General features: G+C 71.0%; 15 protein-coding genes. 7 read left to right on the top strand and 8 right to left on the bottom strand.

Annotated features, from left to right (window positions below; all coding sequences use genetic code 11):
* Positions 1-103 precede the first annotated feature (103 nt).
* A complete protein-coding gene (locus ABFX45_RS14850; RefSeq protein WP_211337274.1) occupies positions 104-2530 on the top strand; it encodes a hypothetical protein in 2427 nt (808 codons plus the stop codon).
* Positions 2527-3393, top strand: coding sequence for a carboxylesterase family protein (locus ABFX45_RS14855; RefSeq protein WP_109635980.1), 867 nt, complete (start codon positions 2527-2529; stop codon positions 3391-3393). Before ABFX45_RS14850 ends, ABFX45_RS14855 begins: the two co-directional genes overlap by 4 nt.
* Here the strand turns inward: ABFX45_RS14855 and ABFX45_RS14860 are convergent.
* Positions 3377-4375: a GDSL-type esterase/lipase family protein gene (locus tag ABFX45_RS14860; protein WP_109635982.1), complete on the bottom strand. Its 999-nt coding sequence runs from the start codon at positions 4373-4375 to the stop codon at positions 3377-3379. The genes ABFX45_RS14855 and ABFX45_RS14860 overlap by 17 nt on opposite strands.
* Before the next feature lie 81 nt (positions 4376-4456).
* Here ABFX45_RS14860 and ABFX45_RS14865 point away from each other — a divergent pair, with 81 nt between their 5' ends.
* Both ABFX45_RS14865 and ABFX45_RS14870 read left to right on the top strand, forming a co-directional pair.
* The gene (locus ABFX45_RS14865) at positions 4457-5419 is read left to right on the top strand and encodes a GlxA family transcriptional regulator (protein ID WP_233439445.1); all 963 of its coding nucleotides are present in this window, start codon (positions 4457-4459) and stop codon (positions 5417-5419) included.
* Positions 5419-6039, top strand: a complete 621-nt coding sequence (locus ABFX45_RS14870) for a DJ-1/PfpI family protein (protein ID WP_109635987.1) — start codon at positions 5419-5421, stop codon at positions 6037-6039. The genes ABFX45_RS14865 and ABFX45_RS14870 overlap by 1 nt, the downstream gene beginning before the upstream one ends.
* Here the strand turns inward: ABFX45_RS14870 and ABFX45_RS14875 are convergent.
* Both ABFX45_RS14875 and ABFX45_RS14880 read right to left on the bottom strand, forming a co-directional pair.
* Positions 6025-6669, bottom strand: coding sequence for a response regulator (locus ABFX45_RS14875; RefSeq protein ID WP_109635989.1), 645 nt, complete (start codon positions 6667-6669; stop codon positions 6025-6027). The genes ABFX45_RS14870 and ABFX45_RS14875 overlap by 15 nt on opposite strands.
* A complete protein-coding gene (locus ABFX45_RS14880) occupies positions 6666-7724 on the bottom strand; it encodes a sensor histidine kinase (RefSeq protein ID WP_346130377.1) in 1059 nt (352 codons plus the stop codon). Before ABFX45_RS14880 ends, ABFX45_RS14875 begins: the two co-directional genes overlap by 4 nt.
* Before the next feature lie 99 nt (positions 7725-7823).
* On the opposite strand from ABFX45_RS14880, the gene ABFX45_RS14885 reads away from it, so the two are divergent.
* Together ABFX45_RS14885 and ABFX45_RS14890 are read left to right on the top strand one after the other, a co-directional pair.
* Positions 7824-8684 (top strand): ABC transporter ATP-binding protein, encoded by an 861-nt coding sequence (locus tag ABFX45_RS14885; RefSeq protein WP_109635994.1) that lies wholly within the window; start codon positions 7824-7826, stop codon positions 8682-8684.
* Positions 8684-9499 (top strand): ABC-2 transporter permease, encoded by an 816-nt coding sequence (locus tag ABFX45_RS14890; protein WP_112225989.1) that lies wholly within the window; start codon positions 8684-8686, stop codon positions 9497-9499. The genes ABFX45_RS14885 and ABFX45_RS14890 overlap by 1 nt, the downstream gene beginning before the upstream one ends.
* Positions 9500-9825: 326 nt before the next feature.
* Here the strand turns inward: ABFX45_RS14890 and ABFX45_RS14895 are convergent, their stop codons facing one another.
* Genes ABFX45_RS14895 through ABFX45_RS14910 form a run of 4 tightly spaced genes read right to left on the bottom strand, consistent with a single transcriptional unit; the run spans position 9826 to position 12744 of the window.
* Entirely contained in the window at positions 9826-10881 is a 1056-nt protein-coding gene (locus ABFX45_RS14895) for a molybdopterin-dependent oxidoreductase (RefSeq protein ID WP_112226320.1), read from the bottom strand.
* Positions 10878-11477: a methyltransferase gene (locus ABFX45_RS14900; protein WP_112225988.1), complete on the bottom strand. Its 600-nt coding sequence runs from the start codon at positions 11475-11477 to the stop codon at positions 10878-10880. The genes ABFX45_RS14895 and ABFX45_RS14900 overlap by 4 nt, the downstream gene beginning before the upstream one ends.
* A complete protein-coding gene (locus ABFX45_RS14905) occupies positions 11474-12109 on the bottom strand; it encodes a TIGR04282 family arsenosugar biosynthesis glycosyltransferase (RefSeq protein WP_109636004.1) in 636 nt (211 codons plus the stop codon). The genes ABFX45_RS14900 and ABFX45_RS14905 overlap by 4 nt, the downstream gene beginning before the upstream one ends.
* Positions 12106-12744 (bottom strand): glycosyltransferase family 2 protein, encoded by a 639-nt coding sequence (locus ABFX45_RS14910; RefSeq protein WP_346130381.1) that lies wholly within the window; start codon positions 12742-12744, stop codon positions 12106-12108. The genes ABFX45_RS14905 and ABFX45_RS14910 overlap by 4 nt, the downstream gene beginning before the upstream one ends.
* A gap of 121 nt (positions 12745-12865) precedes the next feature.
* Between ABFX45_RS14910 and ABFX45_RS14915 the strand changes: the two genes are divergently transcribed.
* Entirely contained in the window at positions 12866-14056 is a 1191-nt protein-coding gene (locus tag ABFX45_RS14915) for a hypothetical protein (RefSeq protein WP_346130383.1), read from the top strand.
* On the opposite strand, the gene ABFX45_RS14920 is transcribed toward ABFX45_RS14915, so the two are convergent.
* Complete coding sequence (locus tag ABFX45_RS14920; RefSeq protein WP_346130385.1) at positions 14043-15083, bottom strand: NAD-dependent epimerase/dehydratase family protein; 1041 nt, start codon at positions 15081-15083, stop codon at positions 14043-14045. The two genes, ABFX45_RS14915 and ABFX45_RS14920, sit on opposite strands and share 14 nt — an antisense overlap.
* Position 15084: the final 1 nt, after the last annotated feature.

Here is a 15084-nt window from a genome sequence, read left to right on the forward strand (position 1 = left end):
TGGGTGACACGCGTGCGCTGCGCCTTGATAGCGTGCACGACCGTTGCCCGATTAAGCCGAAAGGGCGAGTGAACGGGATGGCACGGAGGTGATCAGGCGCTTGATGGGCCGACGTGCCGCCGCCCACGGCGACCAGCAAACGCAGACCCAGAGTTCGGGGCACTCCACGAACACGGCTCTGCAACCCGTCGAGCAGCCCCCGGCAGCATCGCCGCCGCCGGAGCCATTGCCGCAGAGAACGCCGTTCGCGGCGAACTTCGTCGGCGCGACGCTCGTCGTGTCCGCTCCGGAAGGACCGAGCCAGGCCGCGTCCGGCCTCGCCCGCACCCTTCCTGTCGACCGAGGCCGCACCGTGGTCGTGGTCGACTTCCCGAGCGGCGACCAGAGCACTTTCTGGCCTCACGTCGTGACCGCTCTCGGCGGTCGCGGCCCGATCCGGCTCGCGGTGTCGCACGCGGGCACGATGCGCCCCACCGCGCCCGCGCAGTGGCTGGCCGAGCAACTCCAGGCCGAGGTCGTGGCGCCGGACGGCGTGCTGACCACCGTGCCGGGCGCCGCGTTCGTGGTGGGCACCCAGGGCTACGGCAGCTGGGTGCGGTTCCAGCCGAACGCGTCGCCGATGCCGTTCGGCCGCCGCTTCCCGGTGCCGCAGTGGGAGGCGATGGACCCGAACTCGCCGTGGCCGACCGGCGAGATCGGCATCTCCGAGCCGATTCCCGCCGGGTTGTGGCTGCGCGCTCAGCAGCCGCCGTTCGATCCGGCAGCCCAGGACTCGCGTCCGATCGTGGCGCTGCCGTGCCGCGAGAACGTGCTGACCGTCGTCGTCGGTGGCCCCGGCCAGTCGTCGATCCCGACGGACGAGGTGTGCCGGTTGCTGACCGCGCTGCCGCAGGCGGCCAGGTCGCGCGTGCGGCTGGTGCCGTACGGCGTCGACGCCGGTCTCGGGCAGCTCGTCGCCGACCAGCTGGGCGAGCCGATCTCGATGTTCACCGGCCTGCCGGTGGGCAACCTGCGCACGGGCGGGCCCGCGGTGATCGCGGTCGACCCGCGCGGGCAGCAGACGTGGCGGCCGTTCGTGACCGAGGTGCAGTGCTCGCCGCACGAGACGGTGCCCGCCGTTTCCGGCTACCGCTCGCCCGTGCAGGGGCTCTCCGAAGTCGAGCCCGGTGTGTTCTCTCTCGGCGACGGTGTTGTGCTCGAGGTCGTGCCCTCCGGTTTGTGGGTGCGTGAGCACGACGAGCCGTACAACGCGGCCGAGGTGCGCTCTCAGCCCGTTGACCCGGAGTGGGCGCGTCTGACCGTGGGCACGCCTGGCCGCACCACGCCCGGTGCGGTCGCGGTGCACGGCGCTGCTCTCGTGGAACGCCTTGAGCCCGAGGTGCGCAAGTTGCTGCGTGTCGTGTTCTGCGACGCCACGGTGTCGCCGCCCACGCCACCGCCTCCGCCTGCTCCTCAGCACGCCGCACCCGCCCACGCCGCGCCTTCGTTCGGCACGCAGACGACCGGCAACCCGGCGGCGATCGCGGCGGCACTGGGTGCGGCCGCGCAGGCGTTGTCGGCGCGGGACTCGTCGGACAACGGCACCGGCTTCTTCACCGCTGTCACCCCGGTCGAACCCGAGCCCGCCTACGCCGGCATGCCGCCCGCCGAGCCCGCCACCGTCACGGTGTCGGCGCAGGACGTGGCGGACGCCGAAGAGGCGGCGTTCCCGTCGTCCGACCCGGACGCGGCCGCCGTCCGGTTCCGGGTGGACGGCCCGTTGCCGCCGCAGCCGCTGGCCTCCTGGGAGGTTCCGGCTCAGAGCAACGGAGAGCGCGAGACGGTCCTCCCGGACCACGCGAGCTCGGACATGGAACGCGACGCCGTCCGGCGGGCACTGGGCGAGCGTTACGGCGTGCACGCGGCGACCGTCTGCCGCCTGCTCGCGCAGCGTCCGGACGCGGAGGAGGACCCGGCCGCGTTCGAGGCCATGGTCACCGACCTCACCGCGTTGCTGGCGTGCGTGTCGCAGGACGAGGAAATGGTCGTCGACACGCTCCGCATGGGCCGCCTCGGCCGCCTCCGCCCGTACGTGGCGTGCATCGTGTCGGGCCTGAACCGCCTGCCGGTGCACAACGGCGTGGCGACGGTGTGGGGCGCCAGCGGCCCGACCGGCCCTCGCCGCTATCGCTCCGGCGACGTACTGGTGGAACACGGCCTGCTCGACGCCATCGCGAACCCGGTCCAGCGCATCGAGGGCGCCACCGAGTACCTGCTGTGGTCGGTCACCGGCCGCCGGGTCGAGGTGGCCGACCGCGTCGCCGTGGCCACCGAGGAACGCGTGCTCTTCCCGCCCGGCACGGCTTTCCGCGTGCTGGCGGTCGCCGAGGCCGAGGGTGATCACCCGCAGCAGGTGCTGATGCAGGAGATGGCCGGTGCCGCGGCGGACCAGGAGATCGCGGCGCTGCGGCCGAGCGTTCTCTCGCAGCTCGAACGGGCGGCGGCGAACCTGCGGGTCCTGCCGTCGCACCAGGTGTCGGTGGAGGCTTGAGGCCTCACCTCGGCATCCGTTACGCCGAACCCGCGACCGGCTCGCTGCGCTTCTGCCCACCGGTGGACTGCGACGGCGAGCCGGCCGGCGAGTTCGGCGACTCGCACACCCTGAACGTGTGGTCCACGGTGGAGTTCGGAGCGCCGGTTCTCCTGTGGGTCCACGGTGGTGCGAACACCGTCGGCTCATCGGCGCAGCCGGAGTACGCGGGTGACGTCCTCGCGCGCCACGGCATCGTCTTCGTCAGCTGCAACTACCGGCTCGCGGTCGACGGCTACGGCGCCCTGGAGGGGTTTCCGCACAACCGCGGGCTGCTCGACGTCGTGTCGGCGCTGAGGTGGATCCAGCGCAACATCGCGCGGTACGGCGGAGACCCGGGCAACGTCACGGTCGCCGGGCAGTCGTCGGGGGCGCAGACCGTCGCGAGCCTGATGGTGATGCCGGCGGCGAAAGGCCTGTTCCACAAGGCGATCGCGCACAGCCTGGCCGGGCGGTTCTTCACCCCCGGCGAAGCCGTCGAGGTGCAGCGGGCCGCGGACCCGGAAGTCGTGCTGTACCAGCCGATCGTGGACGGCGGCACGCTGCCGCGTTCACCGCTGGAAGGCCCGTACGACGTGGATCTGCTGGTGTGCCACACGGCGGACGAGGACCCCGAGCTGTTCCAGCGGCCCACGACGCGGCTGGCGGGCGAGCACGGGCGGGCGTTCCGGTCGATCTACGCCAGGACGCCGGCGCATCACGGCGCGGACGTCCCCGACATGTTCCGCGGCGACATCGCGTGCGCGTGGGCGAGGTTCGCGCACGACGGTGATCCCGGCTGGCCGCGGTCCGAGGTGAAGCGCTGGCTCAGCTCTCCGTGCTGAGGCCGAGCGACCCGTCCAGCCGCTGCACGCACGCGCCGTCGCGCTTGTCCGTCGCGAGGAACTCGGTGAGGCACCGGCCGAACTGCTGGTGACCGAGGGCGTTGGGGTGGAACGACTCCTGCAGCGCGTGTGAGGAACGCTTCTCGTTCTTCAAGCCGTCCCAGTCGACCGTCAGCCGCGTGAACCACTCGGTCTCCGGCTTGGCCGCGCACGCCTCGCGCCCCTCACCGGCGCGCGACAGGTCCAGGAACCGGGCGTTGACCTTCTCCGCGGCGGTGCGCAGCCCGTTCGACAGCTCCGGCACCGCCTCCTCGACGACCCACTCCAGGTCGCTGGTGCGCAGCGGGCAGCCGGAGAGGTTCTGCAGCGAGCGGGGCATCTTCGGCGTGACCGGCGCCGCGTACGACTGCACGACCAGCTGGTAGTCGGAGTCGAGGTAGCCGGAGTCGCGCATCGTCTGGCGGATGGCGCTGAGCGTGTTCGCGACCTTGGGCACCATCCGCCGCACGCGCTTGGTCCACTCCGGCGCCGCGGCCGACGTGCAGTCGCTGCGCTTGCCCCACGCCTCGAAGCACTTGTTGAGGATCTCGGAGAAGCGCGGGTCGTCGTTCGCGCCGATGGCCACGACGATCGCGGTGACCCGGTTCGCTCCGGCGATCCTGCGCAGCTGGGGCAGCTGCTCGTTGCGCAGCTTGTCCGAGTTCGCGCCGGAACAGGCCAGGTTTATCTTCTGGTCCGCCTCGATCCTGGCCTTCATGATCGACGCCTCGGTCGAGCGGTGGCACCAGTTGCCGCCGTCCTCGCCGTTGGTGCCGGGCTCGTAGCTGCCGGCACCCTCGCCGGACATCGTGCTGTCGCCGAGCGCCACGACCGCGGTCCTGGACTCGCGATCCGGGTCTGAGGGCGGTGGGAACGGGTGGTCGCTCACGACCAGCAGGATCGTGAGCAGGCCGATCACCGCGAGGGGCAGAACTTTGCGCATCGCGGGCCACTTTACCGGCGTGGCCGAATGCGAGGGGGATCTGGCGTTGCCGCCACCAGCGCGGATGAGGAAAGTGGAGGTGTGGGGAATCTGAGGGAAATTGTTGTGGTCGGTTACGACCGCACGGCGTTGCTGGATCTGGCGGGGCCCGTAGAGGTGTTCCAAGCAGCGAACCACGGCCGCGAGCGGTACCGCGTCACGCTGGCCACGCTCGGGGGCGGTCCGTTCACCGCGACCGCTGGGGTGCGGATCGAGGCGGGAGCGGACCTGCGCACGCTCGACCGCGAGATCGACACGCTGCTGGTCGTCGGCGGCTGGGGGTACGACGAGGCCGCGGCGGACGCGGTGCTCACGACCAACCTGCGGCGGCTCGCGCTCAAGTCGCGGCGCGTCGCGGGTGTGTGCACGGGTGCCGTGGTGCTGGCCGGCGCGGGGCTGCTCAAGGGCAAGAAGGCGACCACGCACTGGGCGTTCACCGGCGAGCTGGAGAACCGCGGGGTCGAGGTCGAGCCGGACGCGATCTTCGTCTGTGACGGGCGGGTCGCCACGTCGGCGGGCGTGACGGCGGGTATCGACCTCTCGCTCGCCATGGTCGAGCAGGACCACGGCCCGGCGCTCGCCCGCAGGATCGCGCAGTACCTGGTCGTCTTCCTGCAGCGTTCGGGCGGCCAGTCGCAGTTCAGCGTGCACACCCGGTCGCGGCCGGTGTCGGACGGCTCCCTGAGGGCGTTGCTCGACGACATCCACGCCGATCCGACCCGTGAGTGGACGGTGCCCGTGATGGCGCGCAAGGCGATGATGAGCGTGCGGCACTTCGCGCGCGTCTTCTCGCGCAACGTGGGCATCTCGCCCGCTCAGTACGTCGAACGAGCCCGCGTCGAGGCCGCAGCCGACCGGCTGGCGAGCACCGGCGACTCGTTGGACCTCGTCGCCCGCGAATCGGGGTTCGGCTCCGCCGAGACCCTGCGCCGGGCCTTCCTGCGCGTGCTCGGCGTGTCGCCGGGCAGCTACCGCGCCCGTTTCCGGACAACTGGGGTTGCCTGATGGACGTCACTTTCGTGCTCTACCCGAACATGACCGCGCTCGACTTCGTCGGCCCGTACGACGTGCTCGCCTCGATGCCGGGCGTCTCGCCGCGGTTCGTCGCCGCGACGCTCGGCCCGGTGAAGTCGGACAACGGGCTGTCCGTGGTGCCGACCGACACGTTCGACACGCTGAAGTCGACGGACATCGTGGTGGTGCCGGGCTCCAGCCACTGGCGTGAGCTGCTGAAGGACTCCGGCGGCATCGTCGAGTGGCTGCGCGAGGTGCACCCGACCACGAAGTGGACGACGTCGGTGTGCACGGGGTCGACGTTGCTCGCGGAGGCCGGGCTGGTGTCGAAGGCGACGACGCACTGGGCCGCCCGCGAGGACCTGGAGGTGCGCGGCGTAGAGGTGTCGACCGATCGGGTGGTGTTCGACGGCAAGGTCGTGAGCGGGGCGGGCGTGTCGGCGGGCATCGACATGGCGCTGCGGCTGGTCGAGGCCGAGTTCGGCGAGATGGCCGCGCAGGCGGTGCAGGTCGGCATCGAGTACGACCCGCAGCCGCCGCGCGACTACGACTCGATCCCGGACTCGGTGGCGCAGGGCCTCAAGGCCGCGTTCGAGTCACGTCAGGCCTGACTGGACGGCGAAGACGACGAGCTGGGCGCGGTCTCGCGCGCCCAGCTTCACCATCGCCCGCGACACGTGCGTCCGCACGGTCGCGGGCGAGATCACCAGCGTCGCGGCGATCTCGTCGTTGGAGGCACCGGACGCGACGTGCCGCATGATCTCCCGCTCGCGTTCGGTCAGCTTGTCGAGGTGCGGTACGGGCCTCGCCGACGCGCCGGACGCGAACCGGTCGATCACCCGGCGCGTCACGGACGGCGAGAGCAGCGATCCGCCGTCGGCCACCACGTGCACGGCGCGCAGCAGGTCGGTCGGGTCGGAGTCCTTCACCAGGAACCCGGACGCGCCGGTCCGCAGCGCCTCGAAGACGTACTCGTCGAGGTCGAACGTCGTGAGCATGACGATCCTGACCTCCGCGCAGGCGGGATCGGCCGAGACGCGGCGCAGCACTTCGAGCCCGTCCATCAGCGGCATCCGGATGTCGAGGAACACCACTTCCGGCTTGATGGACTGGATCAGCGACAGCGCCTCACGCCCGTCGGCGGCCTCGCCGGCGAACTGCACGCCGTCCTCGGTCTCGATCAACGTCCGCAGTCCCATCCGGACCAGCGGCTGGTCGTCGGCCACCACCACGCGAATCATGACGGCAACGGTATCCGGGCGATCACCGCGAATCCGTCGTTTCGCGGACCTGCCTCCAGGGTGCCGCCGAACGACTCGGCGCGCATCCGCATGCCGGTGACGCCGTGGCCTTCGGTGAACGGACCCGGTGTGCCGGTGTCGGCGATCTCGACGACCAGCTCGCCACGCACGGCGTACACCCGCACGGACGCGGTGACGCCGGGGGAGGCGTGGCGCAGCACGTTGGTCAGCGACTCCTGCACGATCCGGTAGACGCCCAGCTGCAGGTTGCCGGGCAGCTCGACGTCGTCGAGCTCGACCGAGACCTCGAGCCCCGCCTCGCGCATCCGCGCCGCCAGCGCAGGGACGTCGGCGAGCGAGATCGTGGGCCGCAGCGGAGCCGAGCCGCGCAGGGTGTCCAGTTCGGACCGCAGGCCGTCGAGCGCTTCCCTCGACGTGTCGCGGATCGCCTCCAGTGAGGCGCGCGCCTTCGCGGGATCGGAGTCCAGCACGTACAACGCCACGCCCGCCTGCATCGCGATGACGGACAGCCCGTGGCCGACGACGTCGTGGACCTCCTGCGCGAGCCGCAGCCGTTCGGAGATGACCGCCCGCTCACGAACGTCCACAACGGACTTCCTGCGCAGCTTCATCAGCACACCCGCCGCGGCGGGCAGCAGGATCCAGCCGGCCGACCAGGTGATCCACGACGTCACCGAGTCGTTCCACCACGGCAGGATGACCAGCGCGTACAGCAGGGCGCACCCGGCGGCCAGCTCGATGCTCGCGTACATCGCCACCGCGTACATGGCGGCGACACCACTGACCAGGATCGGCCCGAACGGGTAACCCAGCGCCAGGTACACCGCGATGGCGGCGGTCGTCATCGCGAACGTCCACAGCGGACGGACCGAGCGGAACAGCAGACCCGTGGCCGCCACCGTGATGAGCAGGTAGGCGAGAACGTCGAGTTGCTCCGCGCCCTGCAGACGTGCGGCGAACCGCGTGCCCGCGAGGCCGAAGAACAGCAGCGCCACTGTGAGCGTCACGTCCTGCCACTTGATCCTGAGCTGCATGGTGCCGACGATACGACCGGGGGCGTACGCAGATGTGCGTATCTTCATGACGCTCCGCAGCGGACGACCTGGCGCTCTCCACGGCCCAGTGTTGAAGCCATGATCGTGACGACGGAGAAGCTGACGAAGCGCTACGGCGACCGCGCCGTGGTGGACGAGGTCAGTCTGTCCGTGCGGCGGGGCGAGGTCTACGGGTTCCTCGGTCCCAACGGCGCGGGCAAGACGACCACGATCCGCATGCTGCTGGGGCTCGTGCGGCCCACCAGCGGCACCGCCTCCGTGCTCGGCGAGGCGCCGGGCACCCCCAGGGCGTTGCTGAAGGTCGGTTCCCTGATCGAGGGACCGGGTTTCTACCCGTACCTGTCCGGCCGCGACAACCTGCGCGTGCACGCGGCTCGCCGCGGCGTGGGCAAGCCGCACGTCGAGGCCGCGCTGGAACAGGTCGACCTCGTGGGCGCCGCGAACGAGAAGTTCCGCCGGTACTCGCTCGGCATGAAGCAACGGCTGGGCGTCGCCGCGGCGCTGCTCGGCCAGCCGGAGCTGCTGATCCTGGACGAGCCGACCAACGGCCTCGACCCGGCGGGCATGGCCGACATGCGCGATCTGGTGCGCGCGCTCGCGGCCCAGGGCCAGACGGTGCTGCTGTCGAGCCACCTGCTCGGCGAGGTCGAGGAGATCTGCGACCGGGTCGGCGTGATCTCCCGGGGCCGGCTGGTCGCCGAGAGCACGGTCGAGCAGCTGCGCGGCGACACCGTGCTGCTGATCCGCGCCGACCCGATCGAGAAGGCGCACGTGCTGATCGAGGGCAGCTCGTTGCACGGCGATGTGTTGCACGTGCGCGAGACGGATGCCGGTTCGCTGGTGCGGACGCTCGTCCACGCCGACGTGGACGTGCAGGAGGTCCGGCCACTGCGCCGGACGCTGGAAGAGGTCTTCTTCGAGATGACGGGAGTGGCGTGATGGGCAGCGTCAAGGCGGAGCTGCTGCGGCTGTGGAAGTGGCCGGCGACGTGGGTGCTGATCGGCGTCTGGCTGGTGATGACGCTGACGTTCGGCTACCTGTTCAACTACCTGGCTCTGAACGGCGGCACGAACACCCGTGATCTTTCGCAGCAGCAGCTGATCAGCGCGATGCAGCCGGAGAACGTGGGCGCGGCCGTCGTGCGCGGCCTGCCGATGTTCGGCGGCGCGATCATCCTGGTGCTCGCCGCGCTGGCGGTGGGCAGCGGATACGGCTGGGGCACCTGGAAGACGACTCTGACCGCCGGCCCGCGCCGGATCTCCGCCATGGCGGGCACGCTGGGTGCGCTGGCGATCATCGTGGTGCTGCTGGTCGCGTTGACGTTCGTCGTCAACCTCGGCGCGGCGATCACGGTGGCCTCGGTGGAGGGCTGGGACTGGAGCCTGCCGGGCGCCGGCGTGCTCGAGCCGCTGGCCGCGTCACTGCTGATCGCCGCCATGTGGACGGGGTTCGGCGTGTTCCTCGGCGTGGTCACCAAGGGACCCGCGCTGGCCGTCGGCCTCGGGCTGATGTGGGCGATCGTCACCGAGAACCTGCTGCGCGGTGTCGGCTCGCTGCTCGGGCCGGTCGAGTCGCTGACGAAGGTCCTGCCCGGTGGCTCGGCCGGCAACCTGGCCGGCGCGGTCGGCGGATCCGGCGCTCCCGGCGTGCTGACCGACCTCGGTGGAACCACCGCTGCCCTGTTCCTCGTTGGCTACGTGGTGGTGTTCCTGGGAGCGGCGACGCTGCTGAAGGTGCGCCGCGACCTCGTATAGGGCCACGACGGCCCAGGTGATGGCCAGCACGACCGCGACTCCGGTGGGGTAGTCGCGGTCGTGCAGGCCGGGGTTGACCGGCCCGCTTTGCGCGCGCCACAACAACGGGACCGCGAGCAGCGTGACGACGCCGGAGATCATGAGGCCGATGCCGATGGACGCTCGTTTGACGATCAGTCCGGAGGCGCCGACCAGCGGGGCGATGAGGAAGTCGTGGAGGACGACGCCGCCGCCGAGCCAGATCAGCAGTTCGACGGTGATCTGGGGGAGCAGGAGCCAGGCACCCCACGCGGCCAGCCCTACGCCTGTTGCGCCCAGCAGGATTCTCACAGGACCTCCAACGACGTGACCCACTTCGTCTGCAGCACGCCAGGCCGGTTCGGTGCGATGAGCCGGCAGGGATAACCGTGGTCCGGGGTGAGCTCCTCACCGTCGAGCCTCAGCGCGAGCAACGTCAGCGGGTCCCGGGCGAACGCCTCGGGCAGCGTGGTCGCCCGGTACAGCCCGTCCTTCTCCAACGACTCCACCCGCACGTCACCTCCCGTCACCAGCTCGGAGATCCGCACGCCGGTCCACGTGGCGTTCTGGCTCCACCCCTCGACGCACGCGATGGGCAGCTCGACGGTCGTCTGCGGCATCGCTCTGAGCTCCGCCAGCGAGTAGCTCTTGTCGTTCACCTTCAGTCGCCAGTCCGGTGGCACCACGATGTTCGCGGCCTTCGCCGTCCGGTTGACCGGAAGCTCGCCGTCCGATCGCCAGGCCAGCACTGAGATCTTGCGAAGCCACGGCACCGTGACACCTGCCGTCGCGACGACCGCGACACCCGTGGTCAACGCGGTGGCGCGCAGGAAAGCCCGGCGGGACAGGATCGTCTTCTCGGTGGACTCCGGTTCGAGCGAGCGCCGGACGACGGGGATCTTCACCGCGATGTGGAGGAGCAGGGCACCGATGGCGATCCACGCGACCGCGTAGTGCGCGGTGGGGAAGTAGAACGACCACGGGTAGTTCTGCGCCGCGTTGAACAGCCCGGTCACCAGCTCGAAGAACGACGCCGCGATCAGCACGAAGATCGAGCCGCGTTCCAGCGCGTGCGGCACGTTCTTCACCAGCGGCCGCTCGAACAGCTTCGGGTAGACGCTCCACAACTTGGCCAGCAGCAACGGGATCGACGCGACCCCGGAGATCACGTGCACGCCCTGCGTGACCCGGTAGAGGTCGACCGGCCGGGTCGGCCACGGCCAGTCGTGCTGCACGCCGTGGCTGAGCAGCCCGGTGACGAAGCACAGTCCGAACGTGATGCCGAGCCATGTACCCACTCGGCTGGTCACGCCGGTGTGGTGGGCGGGTGCCTTGAACGTCGGTGCTTTGTCGGGAAGCTTCACAGCCGCTCCCAGCACGCGAACCAGCGGCCGGCGCGTTCGGCCTGCCACAGCAGGAAGAACCCGTCGGCGGTGAGGGACTCCGCGTCGCTCCAGGCCCACGGGAACCACTTGCCCAGCGTGCCCCCGGTGCGCACCCGGGCCTGGCCGATCGTGAGGCCGGAGCCCGGCTGCTCGACCTCGACGACGACGGTTCCGCTGGGGCGCAACAGTTGCCTGGCGCGACGCAGGAGTGCGGCCGGATTGCCGCCGATGCCGATGTTGCCGTCGGCGAGCAGCAGGTGGTGCCAGCGGCCTTCGCCGGGCAGGAGGTCGAACACGTCGCGGCGGATGGCGACGCCGCCGCGTTCGGTGGTGCGGCGGATGGCGACGGGGGAGACGTCGATGCCGAGCGCCTGGACGTTGCGGGCGAGGAGGGCGGCGACGAGGCGGCCGGGGCCGCAGCCGACGTCGAGGGTGGGGCCGGTGCAGGCGTCGAGGAGGATCTCGTCGCCCTCGTCGGCGTCGGCCTGCCAGCGGGCGACGGAGAGCTCGCGGGGGCTGGTGCCGGCGAGGTCGAGCCAGCTGGGGTGACCCTGCAGGGCCTGGTCGAACATCATCGGCGCACCGCCGCGATCTCGGTCAGCGTCGCGGCGAACCGCCCACCCGGTACCTGAGCGGCGACCGCGCGAGCATCCACCATCGTGTCCACATCGGACAGAATCGGCAGCGTCCGCACCTTCATCCCCAGCAGCGCGGTCAGCGTTCGCACGCCCGTGTCCGCCCGCGACATCGGCACGTCCCGCAGCACCTCCGCCCGCAGCGGGTCCCGCAACCCGAGCGCCCACCATCCGCCGTCCAGCGCGAACCCGAGCGCCGCCTCCTCGAATTCCGCGCACGACTCCAGCAGCGACGGCGTCACCTGCGGCGTGTCCATCCCGATCTGCAGCACCGGCAGCCCGAACCGCGCGACGTCCGCGTGTGCGTGCACCAGGCGATCCGCGAACGTCCAGCCCCGCTGCGGGATGACCACGCACTCCGCCAGCGCGTCACGGACGTCGTCGCGCCGCACCGAGCCCGCCAGCGCCACCACCGGCACCGCGCCGGGTGTGGCCAGCGCGGCTGAGAGCGTGTCGAGCAACGACGCCGCCGCCACGTCCGCTGCTTCCTCCGGCGTCAGGGGCGGGCACAGCCGTGTCTTCACCTGGCCGGGCACCGGTGACTTGGCCATGACCAGCAGGCAGAACCTCATCGCAGCACCCCCGCCATGTCGCGAGCCGCCCGCAGCGTGCCGCGCACCGAACCCGACACCTTGGACCGCGTCCCGGCCGCCCGGGGTCCGTAGGTCACGGCGACCTCGCGCACGCGCCAGCCGGACAACGCGGCGCGGACCAGCAGTTCCAGTGGATAGCCGAACGCCCGGTCCTGCACGTTCAACTCCAGCAACGCCGAGCGCCGGCACACCCGCAGTGGCGCGATGTCGTGCACGTCGAGGCCGCGGCGGCGCAACAAGCCGGCGATCACGGCGTTGCCGGCCCGCGCGTGCCAAGGCCACACGCCCGCGCTGACCGGCACCCGCCGGCCCACCACCAGGTCGGCGCCGGGCATCAGCGTCGCCATCGCCGGCAGCTCACCCAGGTCGAGCGAGCCGTCGGCGTCCGCGAACGCCACGAGGTCGGAAGTGGCCGCGAGCAGGCCGGTGTGCACGGCGGCGCCGTAGCCGCGTCGTGGTTCGTGCACGACCAGGGCGCCACAGGACTCGGCCACTGAAGGAGAGCCGTCGGTCGAGCCGTTGTCGACGACGATCGCGCGGTATCCGCGAGGCAGGGAGGCGAGGACCGCGGGTAGTGCGGCGGCCTCGTCCAGGCAGGGCAACACGACATCCATGTGTCCACCCTGGACCATCGGAAAGTGTTGTGGTGCTTACGGAATTGTGACGCACGAAAGAGTTCTTACGATTGTCTTGCGTGGTCTGCGGGCACTCGTGAGAACCCCTAGGTTGGGCGCGGTGCGTATAGCCATCGCCGGGCTGCTCGTCGCGGCAGCCGTCATCGTCGGCCTGATCGTCAACGCCCACCACCCAGGCCTCCTCTTCGCCTCCGCGCCACCGATCTTCGGTGACTGGCAGCCGCACGTCGGCCCCGGCACTCCCGCCGCGCTTCTGATCGCGTTCCTGGTCGTCGCCAAAGGGCCAGAGCTCGCCCAGCACCGGTTCGCGCTGCCGATCGCGTACGTGACGGCGACGCTGTGGACCTTCTCGCTCGCGATGATCGACGGCTGGGACAGGTTCGTCACCAGGCTCACCACCGTGGACGAGTACCTGCACGAGGTTCCCGGCGTCACCGACATCCCCGCCATGCTCACCGGGTTCACCCAGCGCATCCTGGACTTCCAGCCGGACTCGTGGACCACGCACGTCTCCGGGCACCCGCCAGGCGCGCTGCTCACGTTCGTCTCGCTCGACCGCGTCGGGCTCGGCGGAGGAACGGTGGCGTCGATCTTCTGCGTCCTGGTCGGATCGCTCGCCGTCGTCGCGATTCCCAAAGCCATCGGCGACAACGCGGTCCTGCCGTTCCTGGTGCTGTTCCCCGGCGCGATCTGGGTGGGGGCGTCGGCGGACGGCATGTTCATGGGTGTCGCGGCCGTCGGGATCTACCTGCTCACCAGGTGGCCGCTGCTGGGCGGGATCGTGCTGGGCTGGTGCCTCTTCCTGTCGTACGGCCTGGTGCTGCTCGCCCCGCTCGCGATCGCCGCGCTCTGGCGTCAGGGCGACCGGTTCGGCGCCATCGGCCGCCGGATCGGCTGGGCTCTCGCGGGCGCGCTCGCGGTCGTGGCGGCGTTCGCGGTGAGCGGCTTCTGGTGGCTCGACGGCTACGAGCTCGTCAAGATCCGCTACTACCAGGGCATCGGCGACGTCCGGCCGTACTGGTACTGGGTGTGGGCGAACCTCGCGGCACTGGCACTGGTCATCGGCCCCGCCGGAGTCAGGGGGCTGCGCAAGGACAAGTGGATCATCGCGGCGGGCATCGCGATCCTGGCCGCCGACCTGTCCGGGCTGAGCAAGGCCGAGACCGAACGGATCTGGCTGCCGTTCGCGGTCTGGCTCCTCGCCGGCACCGCGAAGCTCGACAGGAGGTGGCTCACCGCGCAGGCCGTCACAGCACTGGCGGTGAACCACCTCGTGCTCACGAACTGGTGATGGACTCCCGCTGCGACGCGGACGCGAACGCCCGCACACCCATGGCGAAGTCCACCTCGGCCTCGAAGCCCAGCACGTCCAGCGCCTTGGCCGGCGACGCGACGACGTGCCGCACGTCGCCGGGCCGGGCACCGCCGACGATCTCCGGCGTCGGTCCGTCGCACGCGTCGGCCAGCGCGAAGGCCAGCTCACCGATCGTGTGCGGCGAGCCGGAGCACACGTTCACGGCCTCGAACGCCGGCCGCGGCGACTCCAGGGCGAGGACGTTGGCCCGCGCCACATCGGTGACGTGCACGAAGTCACGGCGCTGCCGCCCGTCCTCCATCACGCGCGGCGCCAAGCCGTTCTGCAACGCGGAGCGGAAGATCGACGCCACACCGGCGTAAGGGGTGTCGCGCGGCATCCGAGGGCCGTAGACGTTGTGGTACCGCAACGCCCACACGCTGCCGCCGGTCTGCCGCGCCCACGCCGCCGCCAGGTGTTCCTGCGCCAGCTTCGTCGCGGCGTAGGTGCTGCGCGGCTCCAGCGGAGCGTCCTCCGGCACCAGCTCCGACACGACGAAGTCGCCGCAGAAACACCGCGGTTCGTAGGCACCGCGGGCGAGGTCGGCCGCCGTGCGCTCGGCTCGTACGACGCCGTGCGACAGGCAGCGGTACCTCCCCTCGCCGTACACGACCATCGACGACGCCAGCACCAGCCGCGACACCTTCGCTCTGTACATCTCGGCCAGCAACACCGCCGTGCCGAGGTCGTTGTGGCGCGCGTAGGAAGGCGCGTCGAACGGATCGACGCCGTGCCCGACCATCGCCGCCTGGTGGCACACGGCGTCCACAGTGGACAGCAGCGGCTGCAGCACGTGAGGTGAGGTCACATCGCCGATGACAAGTTCGTGGTCCAACGTGGGAACAATGCCGTGGGCCTCGGGCAGCAACGCGTCCAGCAGCACGCATTCGTGGCCCTGCGCGGCCAGCTCGTCCGCGACGTGCGACCCGATGAACCCAGCTCCGCCGGTGATCAGTACTCGCATC

The organism is Lentzea roselyniae (genome assembly GCF_039537795.1).
Taxonomy (GTDB): Bacteria; Actinomycetota; Actinomycetes; order Mycobacteriales; family Pseudonocardiaceae; genus Lentzea; species Lentzea atacamensis.

What these genes read in the sequence shown, in the direction of transcription:
- ABFX45_RS14850 (WP_211337274.1), top strand. Translation starts at nt 104, where the DNA reads ATGGGCCGACGTGCCGCCGCCCACGGCGACCAGCAAACGCAGACCCAG.
- ABFX45_RS14860 (WP_109635982.1), bottom strand. Translation starts at nt 4,375, where the DNA reads ATGCGCAAAGTTCTGCCCCTCGCGGTGATCGGCCTGCTCACGATCCTG.
- ABFX45_RS14870 (WP_109635987.1), top strand. Translation starts at nt 5,419, where the DNA reads ATGGACGTCACTTTCGTGCTCTACCCGAACATGACCGCGCTCGACTTC.
- ABFX45_RS14875 (WP_109635989.1), bottom strand. Translation starts at nt 6,669, where the DNA reads ATGATTCGCGTGGTGGTGGCCGACGACCAGCCGCTGGTCCGGATGGGA.
- ABFX45_RS14880 (WP_346130377.1), bottom strand. Translation starts at nt 7,724, where the DNA reads ATGCAGCTCAGGATCAAGTGGCAGGACGTGACGCTCACAGTGGCGCTG.
- ABFX45_RS14885 (WP_109635994.1), top strand. Translation starts at nt 7,824, where the DNA reads ATGATCGTGACGACGGAGAAGCTGACGAAGCGCTACGGCGACCGCGCC.
- ABFX45_RS14890 (WP_112225989.1), top strand. Translation starts at nt 8,684, where the DNA reads ATGGGCAGCGTCAAGGCGGAGCTGCTGCGGCTGTGGAAGTGGCCGGCG.
- ABFX45_RS14900 (WP_112225988.1), bottom strand. Translation starts at nt 11,477, where the DNA reads ATGATGTTCGACCAGGCCCTGCAGGGTCACCCCAGCTGGCTCGACCTC.
- ABFX45_RS14905 (WP_109636004.1), bottom strand. Translation starts at nt 12,109, where the DNA reads ATGAGGTTCTGCCTGCTGGTCATGGCCAAGTCACCGGTGCCCGGCCAG.
- ABFX45_RS14910 (WP_346130381.1), bottom strand. Translation starts at nt 12,744, where the DNA reads ATGGATGTCGTGTTGCCCTGCCTGGACGAGGCCGCCGCACTACCCGCG.
- ABFX45_RS14920 (WP_346130385.1), bottom strand. Translation starts at nt 15,083, where the DNA reads ATGCGAGTACTGATCACCGGCGGAGCTGGGTTCATCGGGTCGCACGTC.